This is a genomic window from Bacillus sp. SDLI1 (genome assembly GCF_001553895.1).
Classification (GTDB): Bacteria; Bacillota; Bacilli; order Bacillales; family Bacillaceae; genus Bacillus; species Bacillus siamensis.
Genome location: NZ_CP013950.1, coordinates 3,285,717 through 3,310,447 on the forward strand (window position 1 = coordinate 3,285,717; position 24,731 = coordinate 3,310,447).

The 24,731-nt window shown below is 47.1% G+C and carries 23 protein-coding genes and 2 pseudogenes; 14 read left to right on the plus strand and 11 right to left on the minus strand.

Annotated elements, in window-relative coordinates; all coding sequences use genetic code 11:
- Positions 1-15: 15 nt before the first annotated feature.
- A pseudogene (locus AUL54_RS16095) lies at positions 16-527 on the minus strand (alpha-glucosidase/alpha-galactosidase); the annotation flags it as partial.
- A gap of 125 nt (positions 528-652) precedes the next feature.
- Between AUL54_RS16095 and AUL54_RS16100 the strand changes: the two are divergent.
- A complete protein-coding gene (locus AUL54_RS16100) occupies positions 653-835 on the plus strand; it encodes a sporulation protein Cse60 (protein WP_060964511.1) in 183 nt (60 codons plus the stop codon).
- A gap of 35 nt (positions 836-870) precedes the next feature.
- Here AUL54_RS16100 and opuD read toward each other — a convergent pair whose 3' ends face one another.
- Both opuD and AUL54_RS16110 read right to left on the minus strand, forming a co-directional pair.
- A complete protein-coding gene (gene opuD, locus AUL54_RS16105; protein WP_060964512.1) occupies positions 871-2,409 on the minus strand; it encodes a glycine betaine transporter OpuD in 1,539 nt (512 codons plus the stop codon).
- Positions 2,410-2,575: 166 nt separating this feature from the next.
- Positions 2,576-3,841 carry a BaiN/RdsA family NAD(P)/FAD-dependent oxidoreductase gene (locus AUL54_RS16110; protein WP_060964513.1) on the minus strand — a complete coding sequence of 422 codons (1,266 nt, stop codon included), beginning with the start codon at positions 3,839-3,841 and terminating at the stop codon, positions 2,576-2,578.
- A gap of 205 nt (positions 3,842-4,046) precedes the next feature.
- On the opposite strand from AUL54_RS16110, the gene AUL54_RS16115 reads away from it, so the two are divergent.
- Positions 4,047-5,684 carry a putative polysaccharide biosynthesis protein gene (locus tag AUL54_RS16115; RefSeq protein ID WP_060964514.1) on the plus strand — a complete coding sequence of 546 codons (1,638 nt, stop codon included), beginning with the start codon at positions 4,047-4,049 and terminating at the stop codon, positions 5,682-5,684.
- A 56-nt stretch (positions 5,685-5,740) separates the two neighbouring features.
- On the plus strand, positions 5,741-6,460 hold the full coding sequence (locus tag AUL54_RS16120; RefSeq protein WP_060964515.1) for a pseudouridine synthase: 720 nt from the start codon (positions 5,741-5,743) through the stop codon (positions 6,458-6,460).
- Positions 6,461-6,591: 131 nt separating this feature from the next.
- On the opposite strand, the gene AUL54_RS16125 is transcribed toward AUL54_RS16120, so the two are convergent.
- Positions 6,592-6,813 carry a DeoR family transcriptional regulator gene (locus AUL54_RS16125; RefSeq protein WP_003152337.1) on the minus strand — a complete coding sequence of 74 codons (222 nt, stop codon included), beginning with the start codon at positions 6,811-6,813 and terminating at the stop codon, positions 6,592-6,594.
- A 279-nt stretch (positions 6,814-7,092) separates the two neighbouring features.
- Between AUL54_RS16125 and AUL54_RS16130 the strand changes: the two genes are divergently transcribed.
- Together AUL54_RS16130 and AUL54_RS16135 are read left to right on the plus strand one after the other, a co-directional pair.
- A complete protein-coding gene (locus AUL54_RS16130) occupies positions 7,093-7,797 on the plus strand; it encodes an ABC transporter ATP-binding protein (RefSeq protein WP_016938525.1) in 705 nt (234 codons plus the stop codon).
- A complete protein-coding gene (locus AUL54_RS16135; RefSeq protein ID WP_060964516.1) occupies positions 7,794-8,954 on the plus strand; it encodes an ABC transporter permease in 1,161 nt (386 codons plus the stop codon). Before AUL54_RS16130 ends, AUL54_RS16135 begins: the two co-directional genes overlap by 4 nt.
- Before the next feature lie 33 nt (positions 8,955-8,987).
- On the opposite strand, the gene AUL54_RS16140 is transcribed toward AUL54_RS16135, so the two are convergent.
- Positions 8,988-10,292 carry an NCS2 family permease gene (locus AUL54_RS16140; protein WP_060964517.1) on the minus strand — a complete coding sequence of 435 codons (1,305 nt, stop codon included), beginning with the start codon at positions 10,290-10,292 and terminating at the stop codon, positions 8,988-8,990.
- A gap of 95 nt (positions 10,293-10,387) precedes the next feature.
- On the opposite strand from AUL54_RS16140, the gene pepV reads away from it, so the two are divergent.
- A complete protein-coding gene (gene pepV / locus AUL54_RS16145) occupies positions 10,388-11,779 on the plus strand; it encodes a dipeptidase PepV (RefSeq protein ID WP_060964518.1) in 1,392 nt (463 codons plus the stop codon).
- A gap of 37 nt (positions 11,780-11,816) precedes the next feature.
- Here the strand turns inward: pepV and cysK are convergent, their stop codons facing one another.
- Complete coding sequence (gene cysK, locus AUL54_RS16150) at positions 11,817-12,749, minus strand: cysteine synthase A (protein ID WP_060964519.1); 933 nt, start codon at positions 12,747-12,749, stop codon at positions 11,817-11,819.
- Between the two features lie 128 nt (positions 12,750-12,877).
- On the opposite strand from cysK, the gene thpR reads away from it, so the two are divergent.
- From thpR to AUL54_RS16170, 4 genes are all read left to right on the plus strand, one after another.
- Positions 12,878-13,429: an RNA 2',3'-cyclic phosphodiesterase gene (gene thpR / locus AUL54_RS16155; RefSeq protein ID WP_060964520.1), complete on the plus strand. Its 552-nt coding sequence runs from the start codon at positions 12,878-12,880 to the stop codon at positions 13,427-13,429.
- 26 nt (positions 13,430-13,455) lie between these two features.
- The gene (locus tag AUL54_RS16160) at positions 13,456-14,388 is read left to right on the plus strand and encodes a hypothetical protein (protein WP_017418394.1); all 933 of its coding nucleotides are present in this window, start codon (positions 13,456-13,458) and stop codon (positions 14,386-14,388) included.
- Between the two features lie 52 nt (positions 14,389-14,440).
- The gene (locus tag AUL54_RS16165) at positions 14,441-15,370 is read left to right on the plus strand and encodes a YegS/Rv2252/BmrU family lipid kinase (RefSeq protein WP_060964521.1); all 930 of its coding nucleotides are present in this window, start codon (positions 14,441-14,443) and stop codon (positions 15,368-15,370) included.
- A 270-nt stretch (positions 15,371-15,640) separates the two neighbouring features.
- Positions 15,641-16,438, plus strand: a complete 798-nt coding sequence (locus tag AUL54_RS16170) for a phosphotransferase family protein (RefSeq protein ID WP_060965121.1) — start codon at positions 15,641-15,643, stop codon at positions 16,436-16,438.
- Here AUL54_RS16170 and AUL54_RS16175 read toward each other — a convergent pair whose 3' ends face one another.
- The gene (locus AUL54_RS16175; protein ID WP_003152357.1) at positions 16,439-16,717 is read right to left on the minus strand and encodes a YtzH-like family protein; all 279 of its coding nucleotides are present in this window, start codon (positions 16,715-16,717) and stop codon (positions 16,439-16,441) included. It abuts the gene before it with no gap.
- Between the two features lie 185 nt (positions 16,718-16,902).
- Here AUL54_RS16175 and trmB point away from each other — a divergent pair, with 185 nt between their 5' ends.
- The 3 genes from trmB to AUL54_RS16190 all read left to right on the plus strand — a co-directional run bounded on the left by trmB (position 16,903) and on the right by AUL54_RS16190 (position 20,238).
- Positions 16,903-17,556, plus strand: a complete 654-nt coding sequence (gene trmB, locus AUL54_RS16180) for a tRNA (guanosine(46)-N7)-methyltransferase TrmB (RefSeq protein ID WP_060964522.1) — start codon at positions 16,903-16,905, stop codon at positions 17,554-17,556.
- A gap of 58 nt (positions 17,557-17,614) precedes the next feature.
- On the plus strand, positions 17,615-18,460 hold the full coding sequence (locus AUL54_RS16185) for a YtnP family quorum-quenching lactonase (protein WP_060964523.1): 846 nt from the start codon (positions 17,615-17,617) through the stop codon (positions 18,458-18,460).
- Between the two features lie 80 nt (positions 18,461-18,540).
- Complete coding sequence (locus tag AUL54_RS16190) at positions 18,541-20,238, plus strand: NAD-dependent malic enzyme (RefSeq protein WP_060964524.1); 1,698 nt, start codon at positions 18,541-18,543, stop codon at positions 20,236-20,238.
- Between the two features lie 55 nt (positions 20,239-20,293).
- Here the strand turns inward: AUL54_RS16190 and AUL54_RS16195 are convergent, their stop codons facing one another.
- On the minus strand, positions 20,294-20,611 hold the full coding sequence (locus AUL54_RS16195; RefSeq protein WP_003152366.1) for a PepSY domain-containing protein: 318 nt from the start codon (positions 20,609-20,611) through the stop codon (positions 20,294-20,296).
- Between the two features lie 158 nt (positions 20,612-20,769).
- On the opposite strand from AUL54_RS16195, the gene AUL54_RS16200 reads away from it, so the two are divergent.
- On the plus strand, positions 20,770-21,843 hold the full coding sequence (locus tag AUL54_RS16200) for a M42 family metallopeptidase (RefSeq protein WP_060964525.1): 1,074 nt from the start codon (positions 20,770-20,772) through the stop codon (positions 21,841-21,843).
- Positions 21,844-22,431: 588 nt separating this feature from the next.
- On the opposite strand, the gene AUL54_RS20845 is transcribed toward AUL54_RS16200, so the two are convergent.
- The 3 genes and pseudogenes from AUL54_RS20845 to AUL54_RS16210 form a co-directional block, all read right to left on the minus strand.
- Complete coding sequence (locus AUL54_RS20845; protein ID WP_072557218.1) at positions 22,432-22,866, minus strand: DUF421 domain-containing protein; 435 nt, start codon at positions 22,864-22,866, stop codon at positions 22,432-22,434.
- 60 nt (positions 22,867-22,926) lie between these two features.
- Positions 22,927-22,980, minus strand: a pseudogene (locus AUL54_RS21885) (hypothetical protein); the annotation flags it as partial.
- A gap of 247 nt (positions 22,981-23,227) precedes the next feature.
- On the minus strand, positions 23,228-24,721 hold the full coding sequence (locus AUL54_RS16210) for a phospholipase D-like domain-containing protein (RefSeq protein ID WP_017695658.1): 1,494 nt from the start codon (positions 24,719-24,721) through the stop codon (positions 23,228-23,230).
- Positions 24,722-24,731 lie beyond the last annotated feature (10 nt).

Below are 24,731 nucleotides of genomic sequence, written 5' to 3' on the forward strand. Positions count from 1 at the left end.
CCGGATCGCGAATGATTAGTGATAAGCCGGAAGCCAGTCTTTGTGCGCTTCAAATAAGTCATCGCACAAAGATATGATGTCATTTATGGAAAGCTCGGCGTTCGTATGCGGATCAAGCATCGCCGCCTGATAGACAGCTTCCTTTTTTAAAGTGACGGCCGCTTCAATGGTTAAAAGCTGTGTGTTGATGTTCGTTCTGTTGAGCGCCGCGAGCTGTTCCGGAAGTTCGCCTGAATAGCACGGCATCATTTGATTTTTGACGGCGGCGCACGGCACTTCTGCGATCGCTTTCGCCTGCAGATTCTATCAGCCCCGTATTCAGCACATTGCCGCCGAACATAAACGGATGCCCCGTCTCCATCTTCTATCATTCTCGAACCATATTCTTTCGAGCGTTCATGCGTCAGGTTTTGATTGTTGGTGATGCCGTCTTTCATCGTTTCCCAATTTTTGATTTGTTCTGCGCATCTCCTAGGATATTCATCAAGCGGAATTTGGAGTTCGTCTATCAGCTCCGTCACATTTTTGCAAGCGTTTTCAATAACGATTTTCGGTTGTTTTTAGTAAAGATCAGTAAAAAATAAAAACTTGTTTATTCCCTATCATAATTCATTTCTGCCGGAATAAATTGATAGGGAAAGGAGAGGATGACGTGCTGAAGATAGCTGTGTTTGATCAGGAGCATGAGAAGGATTTGCAGACTGAAGTCAATTCATTTTTAAAGGGGATTTCTGAAGAACAGCTCGTTGATATCAAATATACGGTAGCGGCAGCCTGTGATCCGGAAGGGGAGCAGCTTTATTGTTTTTCCGCTCTCATTTTATATCGGAAATAAAGAAGCCCGGACGAATGGCCGGGCTTCACTGTGCATTATGCTTTTTTGACGCGGGGACTTCTCGGCTTTTGGTATTTCTCCGCTTGTTTGATTCCTTTTCTTTCACTCGCTAATGACTTGTACAGAGACACGATCATCAGAAGGATCACGACTGAAAACGGAACCGCAGCGAGAATGGCTGTGTTTTGCAGTGCGGCAAGGCCGCCGGAATATAATAAAACCGCTGCCACGGCAGACTGGATAATGCCCCAAGTGACTTTCACCTGGTTTGAAGGGTCCAACGAGCCGTGAGTCGTCTGCATTCCAAGCACAAATGTCGCTGAATCGGCTGATGTAATAAAAAATACAGCGATCAGAACAAGCGTCAACACGGATGTCACCATTGTGAGCGGATAGTGGCTGAGAGCGCCGAACAGCATCGTATCCGCCGACAATCCGGCGACATTGAAGACGCCTTTCTGCTGAAGATCCATTGCAGATACGCCGAAAATCGCAAACCATAAAAAGGCCAATATACAAGGTGTCACTAACACACCGATTAAAAATTCCCGGATGGTCCGGCCCCTTGATACACGGGCGATAAAAATGCCGACAAACGGAGACCAGGAAATCCACCAGGCCCAATAGAAAATGGTCCAGCTGTTAATCCATTCGCGTTTTTGGGGATCATTCGGTGACAAACGGAAGCTCATCTGCACGATATTTTGGATGTACTGCCCGATAGAATCGGTAAATGAGTTCATAATCAGCACCGTCGGGCCTGCAATGAGCATGAAAAGCATTAATATACCCGCGAGCACCATGTTGGTATTGCTTAAGTATTTAATTCCCTTGCCGATTCCGCTCCACGCAGAAATTAAGAAAAGCACGGTCACGACAACGATCAAGATCAGCTGAATGGAAAATGTCTTCGGAATGCCGAATAAATAATGCAGACCGCCGTTGATCTGAGTCGCGCCGAGCCCCAAGCTTGTCGCCACACCGACAACCGTTGCAAATACGGCGATACAGTCAATCGTCTTGCCGATCGGACCGTTCACTTTATCGCCTAAAATCGGTGTCAGTGTGCTGCTGATCAAACCGGGGGCATCTTTTCTGAATTGAAAATATGCGATACATAAAGCGACGACGGCGTATATGGCCCAAGCGTGCAGCCCCCAATGGAAAAACGTATACCGGAGCGCATCACGAAAAGCTTGGGGCGTTTCTGTTTCACCTGAGGGAGAGCTGATCGTGTAATGGCTGATCGGTTCCGCAGCCCCGTAAAATACAAGGCCGATTCCCATGCCTGCGCTGAATAGCATGGCAAACCATGATAATAAGCCGAATTCCGGTTTTTCCCCGGGTTTTCCGAGTTTTATTTTGCCGATCGGACTCACGATGAGAAAGAGACAGAAACCGACAAATATTGAAACGGCCAGCAGATAATACCAGCCGAAAGAATCCGTAACAAAACGTTGTGCCGTATCTGTCACTTGCTGCAGGCTATCAGGTGAAATAACTCCCCATAAAACCGCAGCGGCTGTGATAACGATCACAATCCAAAAAACACTGGAGATATTCTTTTTCTTCAAACGTTCTCACCCTCTGACTATTTTTTCAATACGCCATTTGCTTTAGTATGATCGTACGATTGCAGATCATCCTTTTCTTCCTATTCCCTCAATCAGGTGAAACAAAACGCAGAAAACTCTATCATGTTTTTGGTGGGGCGCTCAGGTTAATGTGCTTAAAACCATTTTACAGCGAGTGTGAGTAACGTCCTGCATTCAAGCCGGCGAGACGTCCCGTAACAAGGGCTGACGTGATATTATAGCCTCCGGTGTAGCCGTGAATGTCAAGGATTTCCCCACAAAAATATAAGCCCTCCATTTTTTTAGACGCCATTTGTTTCGGTTCAATCTCTTTTACGGAAACACCGCCGCCCGTGACAAACGCTTTGTCCAAAGAAAGCGTTCCGTCTGCTGAAACCGTAAATTGTTTGCAGTCTTTGACAAACGCCCTGAATTGATCCTTCGGCAGCTCCGTAAAGCTGATCTGAGGATCAAGGCCGTTCCGCTCCAGAAGGAAAAGCAGGTACCGTTCCTGCATCCATGGTCTGAGCGCGTTTTTGAGCGCTTTTTTCGGCGCGTCTTTCAGCTCCTTGTGCATCCGCTGAAATAACTCTTCCTCGGTGATGCCGGGAAACAGATCGATGCGGAGTTTGACCTCTGGCTGCTTTTTCAGTTCTTTGACGACAAACTGGCTGCAGCGGAGAATGGCGGGGCCTGACAAGCCGAAATGGGTAAACAGCATGTCCATCACATGTGTGACGACAGGTTTGCCTTTTTTATTCAGGACGCTGACGGCCGTGTTTCTAAGAGACAGCCCCTGAAGGGTTTTTTGCTTAATAAACGGCTCTGACGACGTAACCGGCACTTCTGTCGGAAAGAGTTCAGTTACGGTGTGGCCGGCCGCTTCCGCCCATGCATAGCCGTCTCCGGTGCTGCCGGTATGCGGGACTGATTTTCCGCCGACCGCGACAATGACGGCGCGTGCGTTAATGTGTTCGTCATTGTTTGTCGTAATGCCCGCTGTCCTGCCGTTCTCGTACCGCACTTCTTTGATTTTTTCATTTGTGCGGATGGTGACATTCAGTTCTTTTAAACGGTTCAAAAGCGCATCGACAACGCTTTGCGCTTTGTCCGTCACCGGGAACATGCGCCCGTGGTCTTCTTCTTTCAGCTGAATGCCGAGGTTTTCAAAAAAGGCGATGATATCTTCATTATTAAATTCGGAAAATGCGCTGTATAAAAAGCGGCCGTTGCCGGGAATGTGTTTGATAATCTCTTCAACAGGGAGGCGGTTGGTCACGTTGCAGCGCCCGCCGCCGGAAATCGCCAGCTTCCGTCCCAGCTTGTTTCCTTTATCAATTAATAGAACATCTGCCCCTTCTTCACCTGCGGCAATGGCAGCCATTAAACCGGACGGGCCGCCGCCGATCACAATCACGTCATAATGTTTCATATTTCATCAACAACTTTCTTTTTCGCGTATAATAGGCGGAAATGTCCGCTTCCTGCTATTATAGCGAAAGAAAGGGATTCCATAAACGTGTTTTGTGTTTTTAAAGTTTCCCAAAAAGTTTCCCGCTGTAATTATTACCGTCTATTTGCCCAATTGTGTTAAAATAGAAAAGTTGAATCTTCGTAGAAAATGGTGATGAGGAAACATGTCAAGCAAATTGTTAAGGGGCACGTTCGTGCTGACGCTCGGCACCTATATATCGCGGATTTTAGGGATGATTTATCTGATCCCGTTCGGAGCGATGGTCGGAGCGACGGGCGGAGCTTTGTTTCAATACGGATATAATCAATATACACTGTTTTTAAACATTGCCACGATGGGATTTCCCGCCGCGGTTTCAAAGTTTGTCTCGAAATATAATTCCAAAGGAGACTATGAGACGAGCAGGCGGATGCTGAGAGCGGGAATGTCGGTTATGCTCGTTACCGGGATGATCGCTTTTTCGATTCTTTATATTTCGGCGCCGTTTTTTGCGGAAACATCTCTCGGCGGCGCAAGTAACAACGGGCTTACGATTGACCACGTCGTTTATGTCATCCGGATGGTCAGTCTGGCACTTTTGGTTGTGCCGATTATGAGTCTTGTACGCGGTTTTTTCCAAGGCCACCAGATGATGGGGCCGACAGCCGTTTCTCAGGTTGTGGAACAGCTTGCCCGGATCATCTTCTTATTGGGCGCGACATATTTGATTTTAAGAGTGATTAACGGCGGCCTTGTCATCGCAGTCGGATATGCGACTTTCGCAGCGCTGATCGGATCATTCGGAGGGCTTGTCGTCCTTTATATTTACTGGAATAAGCGGAAAGGCGATCTTCTGGCGATGAAGCCGAACCTCGTCCCGTCAGCGAACTTAAGCTATAAAAAAATGTTCATTGAGCTTTTCAGCTATGCCGCTCCTTACGTTTTTGTCGGACTGGCGATTCCTTTGTATTCTTATATCGATACAAATACGTTTAATAAAGCGATGATTGCGGCGGGCCATAAGGACATCAGCCAGGACATGCTGGCGATTGTCACCCTCTATGTACCGAAGCTTGTCATGATTCCGGTTTCTCTGGCGACCGCTTTCGGTCTGACGCTGATCCCGACGATAACCGAATCATTTACGAGCAGGAATTATAAGCTTTTGAACCAGCAGATTAACCAGACGATGCAGATCATTTTGTTTCTGGTTATCCCCGCCGTTGTCGGGATGTCGGTGTTATCAGGGCCGGCCTATACGTTCTTCTACGGTTCTGAAAGCCTTCGTCCGGATATCGGACAGGATATTTTGTTCTGGTACGCGCCTGTCGCGATTTTGTTTTCTCTGTTTACAGTAAACGCCGCGATCCTGCAAGGGATTAATAAGCAGAAATTTGCGGTTGTGAGCCTTTTCATCGGCGTCATTATAAAAGTGGTGCTGAACGTGCCGCTGATCAAACTGTTTCAGGGAGACGGCGCCATATTGGCAACGGCGCTCGGTTATATCGCTTCTCTTCTGTACGGTTTTATTATGATTAAGCGCCATGCGGGCTATTCGTATACGGTGCTTATGAGGCGGGTCATTTTAATTGCGGTCTTATCCGTTGTAATGGGAGTCGCGGTCAAGCTGACTCAATGGCTGCTCAGTTTCTTCGTAACGTACCAAAGCGGCCAGCTGCATGCGGCGATTGTCGTCTTTGTCTGTGCCGCTGTCGGCGGTGCGGTGTACATGTTTGCCGCGTACCGAATCGGATTTTTGCAGAAAATGTTTGGAAACCGTCTGCCGCGGATTTTAAGAAGAGGCAGGCATTCCGCCCATTGAGGAATAATGAACAGTCCGCTTATTGCGGGCTTTTCTTTTTAAAGGAGAGGATCAGGATGAGACTTGATAAGCTGCTTTCAAACAGCGGATTCGGCTCAAGAAAAGATGTGAAAAAAATCGTCAAGGCAGGGGCTGTCATGATTGACGGAGAGCCGGCGAAAGATGTGAAAACCCATGTCGATCCGGATAAACAGGACATCACGGTATACGGAGAGCCGGCAGACTATCGGGAATTTATTTATGTCATGATGAATAAGCCGCAAGGAGTGCTGTCCGCTACAGAAGACAGCCGCCAGCAAACGGTGGTTGATCTGCTGACGCCTGAAGAACAGAGATTCGAACCGTTTCCGGCGGGACGTCTTGATAAGGATACCGAAGGATTTCTGCTTCTGACCAATGACGGGCAGCTCGCTCATCGTCTGCTTTCTCCGAAAAAGCACGTGCCTAAAACATACGAGGTCCGGTTAACCTCACCTCTGTCACCGGAAGACATCATCAATCTGGAAAAAGGCGTCGTCATTGAAGGGGGCTATAAGACGAAGCCGGCAGCCGTTGAAGCCATTACTGAAAGCCCGGATGGAACGGCCATTCATTTGACCATTACAGAAGGCAAATATCATCAGGTGAAGCTGATGGCAAAGGCTGTCGGAAATGAAGTGTCTTATTTAAAACGGCTTTCGATGGGGGCTGTTTCTCTTGATCCGGAGCTTAAGCCGGGAGAGTTTCGCGAGCTGACTGAAGAAGAGCTCGCAGCGCTGAAAGATACTGAAGTGTAATCGATATCAGAAAAGCCCAAAACAGATTTGTTTTGGGCTTTTTATATAGAGGAACAAAAAAACAACAAGGCAAAGACGCTGCTTTGCCTTGCAGCATGTCAGGCTGAAAAGGGCCTTATGTAATTGTTCGCTTAAGATGTAATTTTTACTTTTTTTCGTGTTGTCTCCCACTTGCCTCGGCTAGGACTATGAACAAGATCATTGTATGCTAACACATTTAAGTCTCGCTGAATGGTTCTAGGTGTAATGCCGAATTCATCAACCAGTTCCTGTGTCGTCACAAGACCTTTTTCCTGGATGAACATGTAAACTGATTTAATCCGAGTCAGCATACGATTTGTTGAAGGTTTCAAAAAACCACTCCTTATCATAAGATCGGAAGGACTTGATATACCACAACTTTCGACTCTAAAACTTCGTACGAATAAGCAACAAAGGCAGACATTCTGTTTTTTCTCTTTTAACTGCCTCCATTATACACGATATGGCGGACATGAATCTAGGAATAAACGCAGATAATTTTTACCAATTGGGAGTGCCTTGGTGCATTACTATGCCCGGCCCGCTTTTATTATTATGGTAACTGAAACTTTTTTTATACGTGTCCGTATGAAAACGGGGGAGGGAGAAGCTTGGGAGACTTATTGAATGCAAACATCGTCTGCGCCGGTTATGCTGACAGGCCGAAGGTGATCTCAAATGTATCTCTGTCGGTCAGCGCGGGGGAAATTGCCGGGTTAATCGGGGCAAACGGAGCGGGGAAAAGTACGGTGATTAAGGCGATTCTCGGGCTGTGCAGGGATATAGAAGGCGGAATTGAATGGAATGATTCATCCTATGCTTACATACCGGAGCGTCCGAGTTTTTATGAAGAACTGACGCTTTGGGAGCATCTTGAACTCACAGGGTCATTGCGGGGGATAGAAGCCGGAGAGTGCCGTGAGCGGGCCGGGCGTCTGCTTGATGAATTTTCATTGACGGCGGTAAAACATGAGTTGCCTTCCGGTTTTTCAAAAGGGATGCAGCAAAAATTGATGCTCATACAGGCGTTTTTGGCGAAGCCGGATATTTACATCATTGATGAGCCGTTTATCGGACTTGATCCGATCTCAACGAAGCTGTTTACCGACATGCTGATTGCTGAGAAAGAAAGGGGCGCGGGTATTCTGATGTGCACCCATGTTTTGGATACCGCCGAAAAAATCTGCGACCGGTTTTATTTGCTGGATCAAGGCGCTCTGCTTCTTCAAGGCACGTTAGCGGAGCTTCAAGAAAAAACGGGGAGCCGTTCATTGTTAGATTGCTTTTATTCAGCGGTTCGGAGCAGTCAGCGATGACCGGGCGGGCTTTGTTTTTTCAAAGGATGTTTCATTTTTGGCGGTATCAATGGAAGGTGTTTCAGACGGTCATTGATTGGACGGTCGCGCTGTATATCGTTCTTCCTGCTGCCGCATTTGCCGTTTATCAATATGCTGAATGGCTGAACGGAAGGGGGCTTCTTAATGGAGCGGCAGGAGTATTAGGCTGGGGCTGGTTGTATGTCTTCAGTGTCCTGCTGTTATGCACCGGTTTTATTCATACCTTTTTGCTGGAAGCGGATCATGTGTTTTTGGTGCATACAAAATATCTGATGAAAAAGCTGAAACGGTACGCGCTTTTGTATTCGATGTTCCTTTCACTTATCAAATGGGGCGTGCTTGCCGTGCTGTTATTTCCCTTATGGCGACAGTACGGTGACTGCACCTTTTCGGCATATTTCGGCATTTTTTGCTGTCTGTCCGGCTTTCATGCTGCGATATTGGCAGTGCATCGGCAAAGAAAAATCAGACGGCAGACATTCGGAAATCAGGCGGCAGGCTGGCTGAAAGCGGCGGTTCTGTTGGCGGGCGCGTGTTTCATGATCCGGTTTGCCGCGGAGTGGTACTGGCTTTGGCCGGCAGGATGTATATTGTTCATCTGTTCCGCCCTTTTGACTTGGAAAGAAGCGGAGTCCTTATCAGCTTTTGAGGAAGAAGTGCTTGAGGAGAACAGGCGAAAGCTTTCATTCACCGCTTCTGTTTTGATGCTCAGCCATGATGTGCAGCTGCCGAATGTGAAAAAGAAAGGGCGGAGCAAGCCGTTTTTATATCCCGGCTCAAAGCACATCTTTACAAAACGGTCGGCGTATACGGCGTGGAAAGAATTATTTTTTAAAGTGCTGATCCGAAACGGCGGGTATCTCCGGCAGCTTTACCTTTTAACCGCGGCTTTTACGGCTCTTATTCTCGTTCTTCCGCTTTTGCTGAAGCCGGCAGCCCTCATTTTATTTACACTGGTCAGCCGATACGCCGCGTCGCTTCTCTTTGACCGGATCACGGACAAACCGGTTTTAAGCGGTATCAAAAAAGACAGTGATGACTATTTCCGGGCGAGAAACAGCGTATTAACCTTCATTCAAATCATCGGTTCCGGATGGTGCCTCATTGCGGCGGTTTTTTCCGCTCTTTATATGTGAAAAATCCCTTTCCGAAAAAGGAAAGGGATTTTTTTAATGTCCGTTCAAAATAAAAAGCTGAATAAAAAACAGCACCGCAAAGATGATGACTAAAGGATGGATTTCGCGCCATTTTTTCTTAGCGAGCTTCACAAGCGGGTATGAAATGAAGCCGAGCGCGATTCCGGTTGAAATACTGGATGTCAAAGGCATCGCCAAAATGACGAGAAAGGCCGGGAATGCTTCATCAAGCTCATTCCAGCGGATATTCGACACCGCCCCCATCATCAGGCTGCCGACAATAACCAGAGCCGGTGACGTAATGGCTGACACTTCTGATAAGACGCTGACAAGCGGACTGAAAAACATGGAAACGGCAAACATAACGGCAATCGTCAGCGCCGTCAGGCCCGTTCTTCCGCCGGCGGCCACCCCTGCTGAAGATTCAACGAACGCGGTCGTCGGGCTGGTGCCGAAAATGCTTCCGACCGTCGTAGCGGTCGAATCAGCCAACAGCGCTCTTCTCGCATTCGGCAGCTGATTGTTTTTGATCAATCCCGCCTGTTCGGCGACACCGATCATGGTGCCGGTCGTGTCAAAAATCGTAACGAGAAGAAAAGAAAACACAACGGCGTACAGACCGTGGTGCACGACATCCCCGAGGGCTCCGAACGGATTTGTTATTAAAAGTCCCTCAGGCAGGTGCGGAAAGGACATGAACCCTTTTGTAAAATGAATCTGACCGGTCAAAAAGGCAATGACAGCGGTCAGCGCCATTCCGATGAACAGAGCTCCGTTTACATTGAGCACCATCAGCACGATACTGATGATAAGCCCGATAAGCGTTAAAATGACGGCAGGCGAATGAAGATCGCCGAGTGCGACTAAATTAGATTTATCAGCCGTGATGATACCGGATTGGCGCAAGCCGATAAACGCGATAAATAAGCCGATGCCGGTCGTAATTCCGTATTTTAAATTGCCCGGAATGGCTTCTATTAGTTGTTTTCTTAAAGGCGTTAACGATAAAATGATAAAGATGACTCCCGCGATAAATACGGCGCTGAAAGCCGTCTGATACGAAATGCCGCTGCCTGCGCCGACGACATGAAAGGCGAGATACGCGTTTAAGCCCATGCCGGGGGCAATGGCAATCGGAAAATTCGCAGCGAGAGCCATCCATAAAGTTCCGACAATGGAAGCGATAATCGTGGCGGTGAACACCTGGTCAAACGGAATTCCCGCATTTGAAAGGATCACCGGGTTGACGACAATGATATACACCATTGTAAAGAAGGTGGTCAGTCCTGCGGTAATTTCTCTTTTTATTGTCGTTTGATGCTTGTCGAGATGAAACATAAGTACCTCCAATGACGAACATTTTTTCAAAACATCATCTATATTATTCGTTTTATGAACATTTTGCAAGTCTTTATCAAGAAAGGGGATTTGTGATGAACTGGGAAGTTGAAGTTATCCGAAACAAAGAAGATCTCATCCGAGACACGCAGAAATTTTTACAGATCAACAGCGTGATGGACGAATCAACAGCCGGCCCCGGCCGGCCGTTTGGGGAAGGCGTCAATGCCAGCCTGACTTCACTGCTGGAATTCGGCGAAAAAGAAGGCTTCACCGTCAAAAATCTTGACGGCTATGCGGGCCATATTGAGTGGGGAACGGGTGACGAAATTGTCGGCGTTCTGTGCCACGTCGATGTCGTTCCGCCCGGAGACGGCTGGACGAGCGATCCGTTTTCAGCCGAAATCAGGGACGGCCGGATATATGCCAGAGGCGCCATTGATGATAAAGGGCCGACAATGGCGGCGTTTTACGCGCTGAAAATCGTCAAAGACATGCAGCTCCCTTTATCCAAACGCGTGAGAATCATCATCGGAACAGATGAAGAGAGTGATTGGAGATGTGTGGACCACTATTTCAAACACGAAAAAATGCCTGACATCGGATTTGCCCCTGACGCCGATTTTCCGATCATTAACGCGGAAAAAGGAATGATAGATGCGTCACTGCGTATTGCAAAAAGAACTTCTGACAAAGACGCAAAAAACGGGCTTCTGTCATTCCGTTCAGGGCTGCGCTTGAACATGGTGCCGGATGCGGCTGAAGCGGTCATTGAAGGGGACGGTCTGGGTGCCGTGCACGCATATTTCAGCAACTGGCTGGAGCAGTCAAAAACACAAGGTGAAGCGGTTTCGGAAAACGGAAAACTGACGCTTCGGGTGTTCGGAAAATCATGCCACGCGATGGAACCGAATAATGGTGTCAATGCCGGCTTAAAGCTTGCTGAATGCCTTAACGGAATGGAACTGGATGAAGCCGGAAAACACTTTGTCAAAACTGTCAGTGACTATTTTTCAAATGATACACGGGGCAAAAAGCTGAAGATTGATTGCAGGGATGACATCAGCGGAGAGCTTACATTGAATGTCGGCACCTTTACATACAGAAAGGGTAAGGGCGGAGAACTCGGCATCAACATCCGTTATCCCGTCACTTCGGACAGCCAAGCGGTTCGTGATGCCTTTATGTCCGCTGCTGAATTCCGGCTTGAAGAATTTAAAGACAGCAAACCGCACCACGTTTCTGCCGATCATCCGCTCGTAAAGACGCTTCAAAAGGTTTACGAAGGACAGACGGGAAAGAAAGCGGATCTGATTTCAATCGGCGGAGGAACGTATGCGAGATCCCTTTCGGCGGGCGTCGCGTTCGGGCCGCTGTTCCCCGGCCGGCCTGACAGCGCGCATCAAAAGGATGAGTACATCGAAATCGATGACCTTCTCCGGTCAACCGCTTTATACGCCGAAGCCATTTATGAGCTTGCCAAGTGATAATAAAAAGGGACGCCGAAAGCGGCATCCCTTTTTATCATTCAAATGACCATAAATCCGTTGATAAATAACGTTCTCCCGTATCGGCCGTCATACAGATGACGATCTGTTCGGAAGGGAGGCGTTTTGCGATTTCAATGGCGGCGAAGCAGGCGGCGCCTGAAGACGGGCCGACGAGTATACCTTCTTCCCGGGCCAGACGCCGTGTTGTCGTATACGCATCTTCATCAGATATTTTCATGATTTCATCGTAAACGTCCTGATTCAGTATGCCGGGAATAAATCCGGGGCTTGTCCCGACAAGCTTATGAGCGCCGGGTTTTCCGCCAGACAGGACGGGAGATCCCGCAGGCTCGGCGACATGAACAATCATATCCGGGAAAAGCTCCTTCAGCGTTTCTCCGGTTCCGGTAATGGTTCCGCCCGTTCCCGCCGTTGCCACAAAAGCACCGAGCGGTCTGTTGAGCTGCTGAACGGCCTGATAGATTTCAATGGCGGTCGTTTTTCGGTGGGCATCTGGATTTGCGCCGTTATCGAATTGCATCGGGATAAAACTTCCCGGAATCTGTTCGGCGAGTTCTTTCGCTTTTTTGATGCTGCCGGGCATTCTTTCCGCCCCCGGTGTTAACACAACCTCCGCGCCGTACGCTTTCAGGAGGTTGATGCGTTCTTTCGTCATCGTGTCAGGCATGACGAGGATTGCCTTGTAGCCGCGCGCCGCCGCGTTCATCGCCAGGCCGATGCCCGTGTTGCCGCTTGTCGGTTCAATGATGACAGAGCCGGGTTTTAAATGCCCGCTGTTTTCCGCTTCAATGATCATATTGTAAGCCGCTCTGTCTTTGACACTGCCGCTCGGGTTAAACGATTCTAATTTTAAATAGACCTGTGCTGCATGTTCTGGCTGAAGGCGATTGAGCTTTACGATCGGTGTGCCGCCGATCAGCTCCGCCGTGGTGTTTACGATTTTCAAGGCCGGCTCATTCCTTTCTGTATAAAACGTTCAGTACATAATATCCTATCATAATGAGCGGACAGGGTTCTCCTCTCCGCTTATCCGTTTTATAATAACACCATAACCAAAGAGGGGGAGATCCTCGTATGAAAGCTTCATTGCCGCATTATTTTATCGGCATTCCGATTCCGGCTGACATTGCTGAACCGATTTGGGAAGCAGCCAAAAAGGAGCCGGCGTTATCATTCAAAAAATGGGTGCACCCGCATGACTATCATATTACGCTCATTTTTCTAGGAGCCGCGGATGAAGACCGGCTTGCGAAATTATCGTCTCTTCTCGCAGATGCGGCGTCGGCAGCGCAGCCGTTTACCGTACAGTTTCAGCATCTGGATATTTTCGGCGACCGCAGACAGCCGAGAGTGCTTCACCTTGAGCCCGAACGGAATGAACTGCTCTTTGATTTGCGGGAAAAAACAAAACAGGCTGTTTTGAAAGTCGGTTTTCAAGTGGAAAAACGGCCGTATCACCCTCATATGACGATGGCGCGGAAGTGGGCGGGAGACCAGCCGTTTCCTGACGATGTGCCGTTTGAAAGCGGCAGGGTGCAAAGTGCCGTCAGCCGGTTTTCCCTGTTTCAGACCCATCTTGACCGGTCGCCTAAATACGAAGAAATCGCACAGTTTCAATTGACATAAACAAATATTCGGAGTGGAGAAATCACATGGCACAGATCATCAAAATTCACGACTGCATATCCAGATATGAACTTGATCCATATCATTATATGAACCAGTTTATCCGGCTGAAGAAAGAACGCTGGGAGGCGCTTCTTGAAGCGTTTGACCGGATGACGGAAGAAAAAGAAACGGAAACGGCTGCAGGCGGGGAAACCGATCAAGCGCCGGCCAGGAAAAAATTTTCTTTAAAAAAGAGAAAAGAAGAAAATACGGCCGATATAAATGAAAAGAGGCACCAATGGTTTGATGAGCCGGAGGGAGAAGAGGCGCTGTTCGGGAATCTTCCGTCTCAAAAATCTGAGCTCGCGCCTTTTTTCAAAGATCAGCTGTATGACTTTCAATTAAAATGGGCGAGCTCCACGCTTTCTCAAAAGTCTGAGCTTTCGCAGGCGGTCAAAAGGGACAGGATGTTAAAAATGCTGGCTCAAAAGCTGCCCGATTCCTATTTTGTGATGTATCATCCGGTTCTCCAAATTCAGCAGGCGTCCGTCGAACTGAGTATGATCATCATCTCGCCGCTGGAGATTTTCTGCGCCGCTTTTATGGAAGCGGAAGAGGACAGCGTATATATCGGATCAAAACACCGTTTTTGGGAAGAAAGGGGCTCCGGCAGCACGCGCCAAGTATTGAATCCGTCTCTCAGCCTGCACCGGACAGGCTCGGTCGTTTCGCAAATCGTAAAAGAAAAGCAGGCCGACATTCCCGTGCGGAAGCTTTTGCTCAGCAGAACGTCTTATATTGATTACCCGGAGCCGCCGTATGGGCTGGAAATAGCTGATAAACGGACTGCCGCAGAGTGGCTGGAAAAGCAGCAGAAAAATACGGCGCCGATCAAGCACCACCAGCTGAAGGCGGCGAAGGCTCTTTTGTCTTACGGCTTGAGCGATTCAAGCCGGAGACAGGAATGGCTTGATTAAAACGGACGTTTGCCGGCTGTCTCTTCATCTATGAAGCAGGTGAAAACAAACGATGAGTCAATGGTTTTTTATTATTAATCCGGTCTCAGGAGGCGGGCGGGGCCGGCGTGTCTGGAAATCAGTTCAAAAAGAGCTGACCAGGCGAGGGGTCAGCCACCGCTCTTTTTTGACCGGGCATCCCGGACATGCGGAGGTGCTGGCGAGACAGATTTCAATGATGCAGGATCATAAGCTTAAGCGGCTGTTCGTCATCGGCGGTGACGGGACGATGCATGAAGTCATTAACGGACTGAAAGGAACGGATCAGATTGAGCTGACCTTTGTGCCTGCCGGTTCGTACAATGACTTTTCCAAAGGGCTCGGTATTAAGAAGTCGGCGCTTCTCCAAGAAATCAAAAGTCTGCACCGCCCGCTCACACGGAAATTTTTTGCGGGAAACATCAACTTTTTTCATGACAAAGCGCAATCACTTTATTTTATTAACCACCTGTCTGTCGGCTTCGATGCCTCAGTTTTGAAAGCAGCCGCGAATTTTCCGTTTTCGCGCGTTCTTCGGTTTTTGCGTCTCGGATTTGTGATTTACCCGCTCGCGCATTTACATACGGCCTCGGGGTTTCAGCCGTTCAGATTTGTTTGCACGGCAGACGGCCAGAGGCGTGAATTCCGCAATGTCTGGTTTGTCATTGCGGCTAATCACCCTTATTACGGAGGCGGCATGAAAGCGGCGCCTTCAGCAAATCCCCGTCAAAACCATTTTGATATTGTCATCGCAGAAAACCTGTCCTTTTTCTCGCTGTATCGTTTTTTATGGGCGATGAGCTTCGGCCGGCATATCAAAATGGACGGAGTGACGATGATAAAGGGGAAGGAATTCGTTTTTGAAACAGATGGGAAAATTCCGTTTCACGCTGACGGCGAGCTGATCGGAACGACGCCGTTTCGGCTTATGCCGGGCGGTGCGCCGTTGAAAATAAGAACATAATAAACAAATGAAACCCGTCAAATGTTTCACGGCAAAGAGAGGTTCGCGGCATAAATCTTCAGAATTCACAGGTGTTCTTGCTAGTTTTGCTTGACGAAGTTTGTGCTGTAGCGCTAAAATTTATAGGACGGCTATTGATTAGCATATGAGACTCTCAATAGCTGTCTTTTTTATTCTCATGAAATTGTTTATGACAGGCCGCTCCGCCAATAGAGAAAGGCTGGAGGCCTATTCTAAAATATTTTAAGAAATGATGGGTTGAACATTGATATGAACTGGTTGGGACAATTACTAGGTAGCGATTGGGAGATCTTCCCCGCCGGAGGAGCTACAGGAGATGCATATTATGCGAAACATAACGGCCAACAGCTTTTTTTAAAACGTAATAGCTCGCCCTTTTTAGCCGTGTTATCCGCCGAAGGCATTGTTCCGAAGCTGGTTTGGACGAAACGGATGGAAAACGGAGACGTTATTACGGCTCAGCATTGGATGACGGGCAGAGAGCTGAAGCCGAAGGATATGAGCGGACGCCCGGTGGCTGAGCTGCTCCGCAAAATCCACACATCGAAAGCCTTGCTTGACATGCTGAAAAGATTGGGGAAAGAACCGCTCGATCCGGGCGCTCTTTTGTCGCAGCTGAAGCAGGCCGTCTTTGCTGTGCGGCAATTTTCGCCGCTTATTCAGGAAGGCCTTGCTTATTTGGAAGCTCATGTGGATCAGGTGCAATTCGGTGAAAAAGTCGTTTGCCATTGTGATGTGAATCATAATAACTGGCTTTTGTCTGAAGACGACCAGCTGTATTTAATAGATTGGGACGGCGCGATGATAGCTGATCCGGCCATGGATCTCGGCCCTTTATTGTATCATTACGTCGAAGAGCCAGCGTGGGACAGCTGGCTTGGGATGTACGGCATGAAGCTCACGGAAGGGCTTCGGCTGCGGATGGCGTGGTACATGTTATCAGAGACCATCACCTTCATCGCCTGGCACAAATCAAAAGGGAACGACAAAGCGTACCATGATGCTATGGAAGAGCTTCATGCCCTGATGAAGCGGATTGTCAAGTAGTCAGGAGTACGAATCCATCTGCTCCACCCATTGGGACAAATGGTTTTGGTGCTCCTGAATATGCGTGTCGATGGAATCGGCCGTGATGCCTGACTGGCTGTAGCGGTATACATCCTCGAGCACGTTTTTTATATTTGAATCAAGCCCGGTGTTAGCCATCAGTGATTTGATGACGCGCTCGAGCTGTTCATACTCGGCAACCGTGCCGCAGCAATCCAATTGGTGGTCGGCCAGTATGTCCTTTAATAACCGGACCTGATGTTCGCTTGTTAAGCCCATGATTCATATACACATCCTTTCTGTGTCATACATTGTGCAAAGCGGTGCGGTTTTATGCATCACATGAGTGTTCCGGACCGGGGAGCCTCTTTTTTTATGCAGCCGGAGCCTTTAAAAGGCGCTTGCGGCTCTTTTTGTTTCATGGTATGTTGTTACTCGAAATTATAGATAGAGGTGTCAATCATATGAGAATGCGCCATAAACCTTGGGCGAATGATTTTCTGGCAGAGAACGCTGACATCGCCATCAGTGATCCGGCTCAGTTTAAAGGGCGTTGGAACACGGTCTTTGGCAATGACAACCCGATCCATATTGAAGTCGGTACGGGAAAAGGGCAGTTCATTTCAGGAATGGCCAAGCAAAATCCGGATATCAACTATATCGGAATTGAGCTGTTTAAAAGCGTCATCGTCACTGCCGTCCAAAAAGTAAAGGACAGCGGGGCTCACAATGTCCGTTTGTTAAATATAGACGCGGAAACACTGAATGACGTATTTGAACGGGGAGAAATCAAGCGCGTATATTTAAACTTTTCTGACCCTTGGCCTAAAAACCGTCACGAAAAACGCCGTTTAACCTTTAAAGCGTTCTTGAAAAAATACGAAGAAGTCATGGGCGAAACGGGTGAGATTCATTTCAAAACCGATAACCGCGGGTTGTTTGAATACTCTTTGAAAAGTTTTTCTGAATACGGCCTGCTTCTGAAGGAAGTCAGTCTCGATCTGCACAACAGCGATCCGAAAGGCAATATTATGACAGAATACGAAGAAAAATTCTCCGCGCTCGGCCAGCCGATTTACCGGGCTGAAGTTGAATGGAGAACAAAAGACAGACTCTGATGCGGGAGTCTGTTTTTTTATGCCGCCATTTGCTACCATTACATCAGGAGGGATCAAGATGGAGACATTGAATATTGGGAATATTTCATTAACATGGCTGGACGGCGGTGTAACGCATATGGACGGAGGAGCGATGTTCGGCGTTGTCCCGAAGCCTTTATGGTCGAGAAAATACCCTGTAAACGACAAAAACCAGATTGAATTAAGAACAGACCCGATTCTGATCAGAAAAAACGGCCTGAATATTTTGGTTGACGCGGGGATCGGCAGAGGGAAATTCTCCGATAAGCAGAAAAGGAATTACGGTGTAACGCAGGAGTCCAATCTGAAAAAATCTCTGAGTGAACTCGGGCTTTCCTGTGAAGACATTCATATTGCGGCAATGACCCATCTTCATTTTGACCATGCATGCGGCCTGACGGAATACCGCGGAGAGGAGCTTGTCTCTGTTTTCCCGAACGCCCGCATTATCACTTCTGCGACAGAGTGGCAAGAAATGAGAAACCCTAATATCAGATCGAAAAATACATATTGGAGAGAAAATTGGGAGGCTGTACAAGATCAGGTCGAAACCTTTGAGAACGCGTATGAGCTCACAGAAGGCATTGCGATGCACCACACCGGCGGCCACAGTGACGGACACAGTGTCATTGTGGTAGAAGACGGAGGGGAAACGGCTGTGCATTTTGCCGACCTGATGCCGACAAATGCGCATAAAAATCCGTTATGGGTGCTGGCATATGATGACTATCCGATGACCTCCATTCCGCAAAAGCAAAAATGGCAGGCGTTCGCGGCAGAGAAAGACGCCTGGCTGATTTTCTATCACGACGCGATTTACAGAGCCGTAAAATGGGGCGAAGACGGCGAAGTGGCCGCGTCTGTCAAACGGGAGAGAAAATAAGCGGAATCAAATGATTTACCTGTATGAATCTCGGGAATAAAAGCAAACCTAAGACAAATTGCTTTGAAAGGAAGAGACAGGTGAATCAATTTCAAGTGACAACAGATGGAGAAATCAAAACAACTCTGCGCGGATTAGAAGTTCTTTCTACTCCTTTTTTAAATAAAGGGGTGGCCTTTACACAAGAGGAAAGAAAGGAACTCGGACTCGAGGGATTTCTGCCGCCGAAGGTATTGACAATCGAAGAGCAGGTGAAGCGGGCTTACGAACAGTTCAGTTCGCAGCCTGATGAGCTGAGCAAAAATGTGTACTTGACTGCTCTCCATGACCGGAATGAAACATTATTTTACAGGCTGCTAAATGATCATTTAGGCGAAATGCTGCCGATCGTATATACGCCGACAGTCGGCACCGCGATCCAGCGTTACAGCCATGAGTACAGAAAACCCCGCGGTCTGTATTTGTCGATAGATGATCCTGAGGGAATGCGCGCCGCATTTCAGCAGTTCGGAAAAAATGAAAACATTGATTTAATCGTTGCGACAGATGCCGAGGGCATTCTGGGAATCGGTGATTGGGGCGTCGGCGGCATCGCCATTTCTGTCGGAAAACTCGCGGTGTATACGGCGGCGGCCGGAATTGATCCGTCACGAGTGCTTGCGGTTGTATTGGACGCGGGGACAAATCAGGAAAGCCTCTTAAATGACCCGCTTTACGTCGGAAACCAGCATTCAAGAGTACGCGGCGAGAAATATGACCGCTTTATTGATGAGTATGTCTCGCTTGCCCGGGAAACATTCCCGAATGCGCTGCTTCATTGGGAGGATTTCGGTACGGCTAACGCCCGCGGCATATTAAAACGGTATAAAGATAAAGTCTGTACGTTTAACGATGACATTCAAGGAACGGGCGCGGTATCGCTTGCAGCTGTTTTAGCGTGTGCGAAAGCATCAAAAGTGCCTTTAAAAGAGCATAAAGTCGTCGTCTTCGGCGCGGGAACGGCCGGTATCGGAATTGCTGAGCAGCTGCGCGAAGCCATGGTGCATGACGGATTAAGCGAAGAAGAATCCTACAGCCATTTTTGGTGTATCGACAGAAACGGATTGTTAACGGATGATATGAAGGACTTGCGTGATTTTCAGGTTCCGTACGCTCGCCCTGCTGATGAAGTGAAAGAGTACGGCCGCAGCGGTGAAGGCGGATCAATTGATCTGGCGGAGACGGTGCGTCAGGCCAAGCCGACGATTCTGATCGGCACATCCACCGTATCAGGCGCATTTACGGAAGAAATCGTCAAAGAAATGGCCTCGCATGTCAAACGGCCCGCTATTTTGCCGATGTCAAACCCGACGACATTATCAGAAGCAAAACCTGAAGATTTAATTAAATGGACGGAAGGCCGCGCGCTTGTCACTACGGGAAGTCCATTCCCGCCTGTCGCGTATAACGGCGTTACCTACCATATCGGACAGGCGAATAACGCGCTCGTATTCCCGGGACTCGGGCTCGGAACGATTGTGACGAAAGCAAGGCTCATTACGGACAATATGTTCGTTGCCTGCGCGAATGCCATCGCCGGTATGGTGGACGTCGGCAAGCCCGGTGCGCCGATGCTTCCGAAAGTGGAGGATCTCAGGACGGTATCGGCAACCGTGGCGGTAGCCGTAGCGAAAGCAGCCATTCAGGACGGTGTAGCGGAAACGGAACCCGAGGATCTGATCCAAGCGGTGCAGGACGCGATGTGGCACCCCGTATATAAACGAATTCGGCCGATGTAACCGAATAAAGCCCAAAACGTTGATGGTTTTGGGCTTTATTTTTTGCTTGTCCGAATTATGAGGCGACAGAATCAATGACATCGACAATCTGGCCTGTTTTTGCATTGACCATAACTTCATATTGCTCCAGTTCGCCGAATGCCGAACGTGTCACGCCGGTTTTGTATACTTGGATGGTTTCTCCGTTTACCTGGTAGGGCTCGGGCTCTGTGTAAATCCATGATCCGTCTATCGGCCCGCGCTGTTTAAAAGCCGCTTTCACGATACGGAGCGCTTTTTCTGAAGAGATATAAGGTTTCATCGCATACTTTTTCACTGCGATGGCAGCGCATAATCCGACTCCTGCACCTAAGAGAAAATGACGTAATTTCAATATGAAGCACCTCCAATTATGTCGTAGTTTTTATTATACAGAAGATGCCAGACGGTGTTAAGTAAAGCGGCGGTTTTACAGCCCATTCAATCTGAGCGCTTGGAAAACGGTTGTTTTTCTAATAAAATAAAAGCATTACATAGAAATGAGGGGAAAATATGAATGAGGAAACGAAAACGCTTTTCCGGACGCTGACGCAGCTTCCCGGCGCACCGGGAAATGAACATCAGGTCCGCTCCTTTATGAAACGGGAGCTTGCGAAATATGCGGATGACATCGTGCAGGACAGACTCGGAAGTGTTTTCGGAGTAAGGCGCGGCGCTGAAGATGCGCCGACCGTTATGGTAGCCGGCCATATGGATGAAGTCGGATTTATGGTAACGCAGATTACGGATAACGGCATGCTGAGATTTCAGACGCTCGGCGGCTGGTGGAGTCAGGTGCTGCTTGCCCAGCGCGTCGAGGTGCAGACGGATAACGGACCGGTCATCGGCGTCATCTCAAGCATCCCGCCCCACATTTTAACGGATGCCCAGCGCGCAAAGCCGATGGAGATCAAAAATATGATGATTGATATCGGTGCCGATGACAGAGAGGACGCGGTCAAAATGGGGATCAGACCGGGACAGCAGGTCGTGCCGGTCTGCCCGTTCACCCCGATGGCCAACGAGAAGAAAATATTGTCCAAAGCGTGGGATAACCGCTACGGCTGCGGGTTAAGCATTGAATTATTAAAAGAGCTGCACGGAAAAGACCTGCCGAACAATCTGTACGCCGGGGCCACCGTACAGGAGGAAGTCGGCTTGAGAGGGGCGCAGACAGCGGCCAATATGATTCAGCCTGATCTCTTCTTCGCGCTTGATGCCAGCCCGGCAAATGATATGAGCGGCGATAAGGAGCTGTTCGGCCGTCTCGGCGAGGGGGTGCTGCTCCGCATTCTCGACAGAACGACGGTCATGCACCGCGGGATGAGAGAGTTCGTCCTTGATATGGCGGAAACGCACAATATCCCTTATCAATATTTCGCTTCAGGCGGGGGAACGGATGCCGGACGGGTCCACATATCAAACAGCGGGGTTCCGTCTGCCGTCATCGGCATTTGTTCAAGATACATTCATACAAATGCCGCTATCATCCATGTCGATGATTATGCCGCGGCGAAAGAAATGCTCATTAAGCTGGTCATGGCGAGTGACAAACAGACGGTCGAAACGATCAGAGAAAATGTGTAAAAAAAGCAGTTAATAAGGACTCTTGAATACTTATTGACTGCTTTGTCTAAATTCTGTTTTAAGTGGAATTATGTAGACAATTATTTGTTTTGAATATAAAAGTAAAGCATATTTAAAATAGAAATATGTAACACATATTGCTTCTCAGATTATTATCAAAAATAAACAATCTCGAACCTTTATTGCACTGATAAACATAGTGTCACAAGAAGTGCTGAACAGGTTGTGTATTGGGTATCATGATGAACATCTAAATCAATTATTTTTGAGATGGACTACCTAAAACTTTTCAGAGAGAATAAATGAAATACCTTACTTACATGAATGGCTGGTGAATTGAACGTAAAGAGGTTCGATTCACCAGCTTTTTTATATAAAAAAGTTAAAACATATAAAATTCCCGCTATTTGGGGTAGCGTCAGGAAAATGCGGATTTACAACGTTAAGGAAACCAAAATATAAAAAGTCTAATTTCTCGGTGTTATAAGTGAAAAATTAGGCTTTAGTTACTTCATTAAAGCGCCTGATTGTTGAAGACTAAAGTTTATATTCACCAAGAAAATTGATGTGCTCTTATCCTAACAAATTTTATTTAGGACTTACATGTATGCCTTCACTCTCTCGCCAATCTGCGTAAAGTATACGCTTTACATTATCATATCCATTGGTAGTTAATTGGTTATCTAACCACTGTTGATCAAATCCGAGTTCATGTAAATTATCCCATAAAATTTCCCCATCTATAATTAACGATGTTGGGAGGTCTACTGGACTTTCTGGAAGATTGAGATCTGGTTTTTGATACTTGGATTTTAATAATAAACTTATTTGCCCATTAGCTTCCAATATACCGTATTTGACTTCGCGAACTGAAAAGACATTATTTTGACGGAGTATACTCAATACTTGATTTACATCCAATTTGTTCTTTGTAAGTAACTTTCTGTCCATAACACCATCTCGAATGATGATGTTAGGATTGCCTAATAAGAGAGAACGTGTCGATTTATTTTTTAGAGTCATAAACTCTATTCCCAACATAAGAAACGTCCACAATCCGATGGCATATAAAAAATGAAAAATCCCTACCTTATCTTCATAAATGTTATTTCCTAAAAAATCTCCAAGTACTAACACAAAAACTAAGTGAAACGGGGTTTAACTGATAGATGGATGTTCTGCCTGTTATGATAATGATAAAAAATAAAGTTGCAAAACCTACTATGACTTTGATTGTCAGTAAACCCAAAAAAACTTCACCCAAAATTTATTCCTCCATTTTATATTTCACTCGATTTCAAAAATCCTCATGTTTTAAAATATTTATATTACAACATGTAAGCTAATTAAAATCAGAAAGATAAATAATACCGGTTTTTTCAACTTATAATAATGGAGAAAGCACGCGAGCACCCTGTTCAACAATGCGCTCGGTCAGGGATCGTTGCACCAAGTCTTCAATTCTTAATGGTACAGAATCAGTAAGATCCCTCTCGAACTGCTCTGTGAGTTCCCTTGCCACATCAGCACTGTACACGACTTGACACACCTCATAATTCAGGCGAAAACTTCTCATATCATAGTTTGCTGAGCCTACGGCAGCAATCTCCTCATCGATGGTCAACACCTTCGCATGTATCATTCCTTTGTCGTACTGGTAGATTTGAACTCCAGCTTCTATAAGTTCTCCGTAATAAGTACGGCTTGCAAGACCCACGATTTTTTGATTATTGTGGCGAGGAACCAGCAATCTTACACGGACACCACGAGTTACTGCTGTCTTTAATGCCATGATAATATCCGTTTCTGGTACAAAATAGGGTGTTGTTAAATCAATAGTCTTGGTCGCCTGTGTTATACATATAAAGTAAGCTTGCCGAATGACTGGGGTAGGAATTCCAGGGTTTCCTTCCAACGTATGGATATACGCTTTATGCAATGTCCTAGTTTTTCCGGATATGTCCATTTCTTTATCATCAAGGGTGCTCAACTCTGATCCCAATTCGGCTGACCATTTGGAATGATCTGCTCTGCCGATTGAATTGATTTTCGTTACCTCTGATTTTGTTTTCAAATTTGTTTTTGATTTTATCCTTTCCGGCACAGCGATTTCCCAATGAACATCAAAAACAGTCTGCAAGTCGCCTGTTGCTTCCCCTATAATTTGCAAATGAGTGTCCCTCCAAAATCCTACGTCTGGCTTTAATCCTGTATATTCATACCCAACGTTCATACCGCCAGTAAAGGATTCCTTTCTGTCAATCGTCACAATCTTACAATGATCCCGATAATTCCAATTGGACAAAATCCAGGGAAATCGCAGAGGAAATATTGTCCTGCATTCTATCCCTGCTTCAACCATCTGCCGGATTTTTTCACGCGGGAATTTATAACTCCCCAAGCTATCTCTCATAAAACGAACCTGCACTCCATTTAATGCTTTTTCGATTAGCAGTTCTGTGATTCGATTACCAATTTGGTCGTTCCGATAGATGAAATATTCCAGATCAATGGTTTCTTGGGCTTTTTGCAGGGATACAAGGAGTTGATCATATTTTGCTATCCCATTGTTAAACACTTGGACTTGGCCCATTCGAAGCCCATTCACAGTGAAATGCCGTAAAGCATTGGCAATTACCGATGCTGAAGCACCGAATGTCTCAGGTAATTTGTTAGATTCATTTTTAGAACAGGTCAATCTTTTTCGATGAATAAACTTAGGGTTTGATATGCTAAGATATAGCCAGAAACCAATGACAGGTAAAAAAAGGACGATTATTATCCAATTCAAAGCCTTGGCAGGCCGACGAACTTCCCAAATTGCTATGAATAAGATAAAGAACGTATTTAACAGGTATAGATAAAAAATCCACTCCAACTGGAATCCC

What these genes read in the sequence shown, in the direction of transcription:
- AUL54_RS16110 (WP_060964513.1), bottom strand. Translation starts at nt 3,841, where the DNA reads ATGAAACATTATGACGTGATTGTGATCGGCGGCGGCCCGTCCGGTTTA.
- AUL54_RS16115 (WP_060964514.1), top strand. Translation starts at nt 4,047, where the DNA reads ATGTCAAGCAAATTGTTAAGGGGCACGTTCGTGCTGACGCTCGGCACC.
- AUL54_RS16120 (WP_060964515.1), top strand. Translation starts at nt 5,741, where the DNA reads ATGAGACTTGATAAGCTGCTTTCAAACAGCGGATTCGGCTCAAGAAAA.
- AUL54_RS16135 (WP_060964516.1), top strand. Translation starts at nt 7,794, where the DNA reads ATGACCGGGCGGGCTTTGTTTTTTCAAAGGATGTTTCATTTTTGGCGG.
- AUL54_RS16140 (WP_060964517.1), bottom strand. Translation starts at nt 10,292, where the DNA reads ATGTTTCATCTCGACAAGCATCAAACGACAATAAAAAGAGAAATTACC.
- pepV (WP_060964518.1), top strand. Translation starts at nt 10,388, where the DNA reads ATGAACTGGGAAGTTGAAGTTATCCGAAACAAAGAAGATCTCATCCGA.
- thpR (WP_060964520.1), top strand. Translation starts at nt 12,878, where the DNA reads ATGAAAGCTTCATTGCCGCATTATTTTATCGGCATTCCGATTCCGGCT.
- AUL54_RS16160 (WP_017418394.1), top strand. Translation starts at nt 13,456, where the DNA reads ATGGCACAGATCATCAAAATTCACGACTGCATATCCAGATATGAACTT.
- AUL54_RS16165 (WP_060964521.1), top strand. Translation starts at nt 14,441, where the DNA reads ATGAGTCAATGGTTTTTTATTATTAATCCGGTCTCAGGAGGCGGGCGG.
- AUL54_RS16170 (WP_060965121.1), top strand. Translation starts at nt 15,641, where the DNA reads ATGAACTGGTTGGGACAATTACTAGGTAGCGATTGGGAGATCTTCCCC.
- AUL54_RS16175 (WP_003152357.1), bottom strand. Translation starts at nt 16,717, where the DNA reads ATGGGCTTAACAAGCGAACATCAGGTCCGGTTATTAAAGGACATACTG.
- trmB (WP_060964522.1), top strand. Translation starts at nt 16,903, where the DNA reads ATGAGAATGCGCCATAAACCTTGGGCGAATGATTTTCTGGCAGAGAAC.
- AUL54_RS16185 (WP_060964523.1), top strand. Translation starts at nt 17,615, where the DNA reads ATGGAGACATTGAATATTGGGAATATTTCATTAACATGGCTGGACGGC.
- AUL54_RS16200 (WP_060964525.1), top strand. Translation starts at nt 20,770, where the DNA reads ATGAATGAGGAAACGAAAACGCTTTTCCGGACGCTGACGCAGCTTCCC.
- AUL54_RS20845 (WP_072557218.1), bottom strand. Translation starts at nt 22,866, where the DNA reads ATGACTCTAAAAAATAAATCGACACGTTCTCTCTTATTAGGCAATCCT.